Raw genomic sequence first — 5,354 nt, forward strand, 5'->3', positions numbered from 1 at the left:
ATAAAGAGGGTTGTTGATAATGGAGAGTTCTTTGAACTTCAGCCTTTATTTGCTAAAAATATAGTTATATGTTTTGCACGTCTTGATGGTAAATCTGTAGGTATTATAGCCAATCAGCCTAATGAAATGGCTGGAGTATTGGATATTAATGCTGCAGATAAGGCGGCTCGTTTCATAAGATTCTGCGACAGTTTTAATATTCCATTGGTCACATTAGTTGATACTGCAGGATATTTGCCTGGAGTAGGACAGGAACATAATGGAGTTATTAGACATGGTGCTAAACTTTTATATGCTTATTCAGAGGCAACTGCCCCTAAAATTACTCTTATAATAAGAAAATCTTATGGTGGAGCTTATATTGCTATGTGTTCCAAGCATTTGGGTGCTGATATGGTTTATGCTTGGCCTTCTGCTGAGATTGCCGTTATGGGACCTGATGGGGCTGCTAATATAATATTTAAAAAAGAAATAGATAATGCTCAGGATCCTAAAAAGGTTAGAACTGAAAAGATAGAAGAATATAAAAAAGAATTTGCTAATCCTTACAGAGCTGCTGTGAGAGGTTATGTTGATGATGTGATAGAGCCAGAATATACTAGAAGTTATTTAATCAATGCTTTACATCTTTTATCAAGTAAGAGAGAGAGCAGACTTCCTAGAAAGCATGGAAATATACCTCTATAAAATATAAATGTTTTTAAGGAGCAATTAAATGGAGCATAATGCGGCTATTACAATATTTGGTATGGTATCTGTTTTGATAGTTGCTTTAGTTTTTTATATATTATCTTTGATTTTGGGAGTAATTTTCAAAACTAGAAATATTAAAAAAGAAGAAGAGATTATCAAGGTTGTAGAGGAAAGCAAAACTAAAGAAGAGGATTTGCTTGATGATACTGAACTTGTTGCAGTTATTACAGCATCAATATCAGCTTATACCAATATGTCTAATAATAAATTTATAATTACATCTATACAAGAATCTAAAACTCCTATATGGGGTATGGTTGATAGGGTAAATAAATTGAAATAACTGCTTTTAATATATCTATAAATTGGCAGCTATAATTAAAATAAATATTTTGGAGAAAATATAATTATGACTAAACAATATAAAATCACCGTTAATGGAAAAACTTATGATGTAACAGTTGAGGAAATAAAATCAGTAGAAGCTCATAAAACAGTTTCTACTATAGTAAATCCAGCACCTGCAGTTCAAGCTCCTAAAGTGGCACCTGCAGCACCTGTATCAAATACGGTTCAAGTTCCAATAGATGAGAATGCAATATCAGTAAAAGCTGCTATGCCTGGTACCGTAGTATCATTTACTGTTGCTGTAGGGGATAAGGTAGAAGAAGGACAGGTTATTGCTATATTAGAAGCTATGAAAATGGAAAATGAAATAGTTGCTCCTGCTTCAGGAGAGATAAAATCTATACATGTAGAAAAAGGTTCTTCAGTTGTGGAAGGTCAGGTTATATTACAGATTAAGTAATATTAAGGGGTGAATATGAATAAAGCTTTAGGTTTGGATTTTAACAATTTATTTACAGGTTTTTATCCTCCAACTATAGCCCAGATTATAATGATGCTTTTAGGATCATATCTTATATATATGTCTATCTATTATAAGAAGAAACCTTTGCTTCTTCTGCCTATGGGGGTTGCTATATTAGCTGCTAATATGCCTCTTCCTCAAATGACAGAGAATGTTATTAATAGTTTTATGGGTATACTTCATAGTGGAGCAGAAAGCGGGGTTTATCCTGTATTGGTATTTTTTGCCGTTGGAACTATGATAGATTTGGGACTTGTACTTGCTGATCCTAAAAATTTTTTTATAGGTGCTAGTTCGCAGATTGGAATACTTATAGTATTTTACATAATGAGTTCTATGAGTATGGGTGAAAGTTTATCGGCTGCTACTTCTATTATAGGGGCTGCTGATGGAGCTTTGGCTATGTATATATCATCTTTAATTACAGATCCTAAATATTTTGCTGCTATAGTTATGTCGGCATATCTTTATATGGAGCTTCTGCCTGCATTGCAGTCTGGACTTACAAAGGTGCTTACTACTACAAAAGAAAGAAAAATTCCTATGAATTATTTAAGACATGTTTCAAGAGGAGAAAAAATTATATTTGCTGTTATTGCTATGGGGCTTTGCGGTATATTTTTATCAAATTCTTTTCCTCTTATAGCTGCTCTTTTATTTGGAAGTATTTTAAGAGAATCTGATATCATTAAGAATTTCTCTGTTAATTTACAAAAGTCTTTAACAGGTATATTGACTATGCTTATAGGAATAGCTATAGGTTCATCTGCTTCTGCTGATTATTTTATGACTTTAGATACAGTAATTATATTTGTCTTTGGCTTATTATCATTGATATTGAGTACTACAATAGGTATTATAAGTGCTAAGATTATTAATATATTATCAGGTGGAAAAGTTAATCCTATAATTGGTTCTGCAGGGTTAAGTGCGTTTCCTATACCTGCTTGGGGAGCCCATGTTTATGGTCAAGAGAATAGTTCTTCAAACTGTCTGCTTCTTCATGCAATGGCAGTTAATATATCAGGTATAATATCTGGTGCTATTGTTATGGGAATACTTTTAACATTTTTCCATTGATACATAAATATACAAAACATATAAAATAATATTTTTAATATTAATCGTTACCCTATTTATTATTAAAATAAGTAGGGTTTTTTTATAGTTTTGATATATTTTATTTTATGACTATACTGTCGAAAATTATAAAATTAATATATAATAGAAATCAATAACATATTTGTGGGAAAACTATGGTAAAAAGATTAACATTAAAAAATGGAACTAAAGTTGTACTTGAAAAGATGCCTATGCTTGATACGGTTTCTACAGGCTTTATATTTTTAACAGGAAGTGCTAATGAAAGCAAGGAGGAGAATGGATATACTCATTTTATAGAGCATATGCTTTTTAAAGGTACACATGATACTAATGCTAAAGATATTATAAGATCTATAGAAGGGGTTGGAGGTATATTTAATGCTTTTACTTCAAGGCATTTAACTTCATTTTATATAAATATCACTTCAAAATATTTTGACAGAGCCATAGATACTTTAGAAAATGTTATACTTAATTCAGCATTCAGAGAAGAAGATATAAACAAAGAAAAAAAAGTTATTATTGAAGAGCTTAAAATGTCTAATGATACTCCTGAAGAGATATCTGCAAATCAGTTTTTTGCTGCTGCATATAAAGGCACTTCTATGAGTTTTCCAATAGGCGGAAATATCAATAATATAAAAAAAATAAGCAGAGATAGCATTTACTCATATTTTAAAACACATTTCAATTCTAATAATCTTATAATTTCTATAGCAGGAAATTTTGATATAGATTCTTCTATTAAAAGATTGGAAGAAATCAAATTAGAGCAAAATAATAAAACAATAAATGAAGAACTTCCTTTTTATTATAAAACTATAACAAAAGAAAAACAAGAAATCAATCAAGTTTATTTCTCTCTTTTAACTCCTTCATATAGTGCTTGTGATGATAGAAAAAGATATGCTATGAATATAATAAATGATATATTCGGTGGAAGTTCTTATTCTAGATTATTTCAGGCTATAAGAGAAAATAAAGGACTTTGCTATAATATATATAGTTATAATTCTAGTTTTATTAATGGAGGTACATTCGAGATTCATGGTTCTACTAGTTTGGATAGATATGAAGAAACTATAGAAAGTATTCATTATGAAATAGAAAAATTGATTAATGAAAGAATATCAGAAGAAGAGCTTGAAGAGGCTAAAGAGAGTTATAAAGGTTCTATGGCTTTCAGTAAATTTAGTGCTGAATTTATAATGAATAAGAATGCAAGACATGAATTATATTTATCTAAATATGTGTCATTTAATGATCTTTATAAGATTATAGATAAAATTGATTTGAAGATGGTTAATGAAGTTATAGATGAAAAACTTTTAAATAAAAAATTTTTCCTTACATCAGTTGGAGCGAAAGGAACTAAAGATATTAGTAATTCTTTGAGCAGAAAATTAAAACTAAATTAAGATTTTACTATCTCTTTTATTTTATCTATAAAAATATTCATCTCTTCATCTGTACCTATTGTTACTCTTATATAATTACTAATAAGGTCTGTTTTAAAATATCTTACTAGTATTCCATTATCTCTTAATTTTGAATATATATCTTCTGCAAATATATTTTTATGAGATATAAATATAAAGTTGGATTTTGAATCTAGTACTTTAAAATACAATTCTTTTAATTGAATTTTTATTCTTTCTCTTGTATCTATAATTTTTTTGATAGTTTCTGCAAAGTATCTTTTATCCTTAACAGCTTCTATACCAGCAATTATGGAAAATCTGTTTATAGTATATGAATTAAAAGAGTCTTTAATATTTTTAAGCCCTTGAATAAGATTTTCATTTCCTAAAGCAAAACCTAATCTTATACCTGCCAATGCTCTTGATTTGGAAAATGTTTGTATAACAAGAAGATTATCATATTTGTTTATAAGTTTATAAGCACTTTCTGTATCGGCAAAATCTATATATGCTTCATCTATTATAACAATATTGTCTTTATTGTTTATTATAATTTCTTCTATTTGAGAAGGAGTGAGTAATAATCCTGTAGGGGCATTGGGATTAGCTATAAAAATACCAGAATCTAAATTTTTATAATCATTAATATCTATAGTAAAATCCTCTTTCAATCGTATTTTTACTTCTTTTAAATCAAAAAGTGATGAGTACACAGAATAAAAACTGTATGTAATATTAGGATAGTAAACTTTATCTCCTTTATTGAAGAAAGCCATAAAAGAGAATGCTAATATTTCATCAGAGCCATTTCCTATAAATATATTATTTTCATAAACATTATAAAGTTTTGATATTTCTTTTTTTAATTCTGTAACATTAGGATCAGGATAAAGTCTTAAATCATCGAAAGAACTTTCTATTAATATTTTTTTTACCAATGGAGACGGAGGATAGGGACATTCATTAGTATTTAGTTTTATATATTTCTTATCTTTAGGCTGTTCTCCTGGCTTATATGGTTCAATAGATTTTGCTTTATTGCTTAGAAAATTATTCATAGATAATTCCAATTCCTTTTATATATTATAGATAGAAAGTCTATTATATATGATATCTTTATAAAATCCATAAAAAATAAGGGGCTGTCCTAGATAACTTAAATTTGTTATAATTTAGTTATGAAACGAAGTAAATTAAGCCGAGAAAAACAATTAAAGTTAATAGAACATTTTGTTGCAGGAACTACAGCCCGAACAGCTTCTGTT

Annotated in this window: 6 protein-coding genes and 1 pseudogene; 6 read left to right on the forward strand and 1 reads right to left on the reverse strand. The window is 28.6% G+C overall.

Annotated features, from left to right (window positions below; translation table 11 throughout):
* The 5 genes from Q1J76_RS04475 to Q1J76_RS04495 form a co-directional block, all read left to right on the forward strand.
* Positions 1-687: acyl-CoA carboxylase subunit beta (locus Q1J76_RS04475; RefSeq protein ID WP_300367427.1), on the forward strand; the 687-nt coding region annotated here is incomplete at its 5' end.
* Positions 688-715: 28 nt separating this feature from the next.
* Entirely contained in the window at positions 716-1,036 is a 321-nt protein-coding gene (locus Q1J76_RS04480; protein ID WP_300367429.1) for an OadG family protein, read from the forward strand.
* A 66-nt stretch (positions 1,037-1,102) separates the two neighbouring features.
* On the forward strand, positions 1,103-1,501 hold the full coding sequence (locus tag Q1J76_RS04485; protein WP_300367431.1) for a biotin/lipoyl-containing protein: 399 nt from the start codon (positions 1,103-1,105) through the stop codon (positions 1,499-1,501).
* 15 nt (positions 1,502-1,516) lie between these two features.
* Positions 1,517-2,644, forward strand: coding sequence for a sodium ion-translocating decarboxylase subunit beta (locus Q1J76_RS04490; protein WP_300367433.1), 1,128 nt, complete (start codon positions 1,517-1,519; stop codon positions 2,642-2,644).
* Between the two features lie 176 nt (positions 2,645-2,820).
* On the forward strand, positions 2,821-4,086 hold the full coding sequence (locus Q1J76_RS04495) for a M16 family metallopeptidase (protein ID WP_300367435.1): 1,266 nt from the start codon (positions 2,821-2,823) through the stop codon (positions 4,084-4,086).
* Here the strand turns inward: Q1J76_RS04495 and hisC are convergent.
* Positions 4,083-5,147: a histidinol-phosphate transaminase gene (gene hisC / locus Q1J76_RS04500; RefSeq protein WP_300367437.1), complete on the reverse strand. Its 1,065-nt coding sequence runs from the start codon at positions 5,145-5,147 to the stop codon at positions 4,083-4,085. The two genes, Q1J76_RS04495 and hisC, sit on opposite strands and share 4 nt — an antisense overlap.
* A 120-nt stretch (positions 5,148-5,267) precedes the next feature.
* Between hisC and Q1J76_RS04505 the strand changes: the two are divergent.
* A pseudogene (locus Q1J76_RS04505) lies at positions 5,268-5,354 on the forward strand (IS1595 family transposase); the annotation flags it as partial.

The organism is Brachyspira sp., assembly GCF_029258575.1.
In the GTDB taxonomy this organism is placed as follows: domain Bacteria; phylum Spirochaetota; class Brachyspiria; order Brachyspirales; family Brachyspiraceae; genus Brachyspira.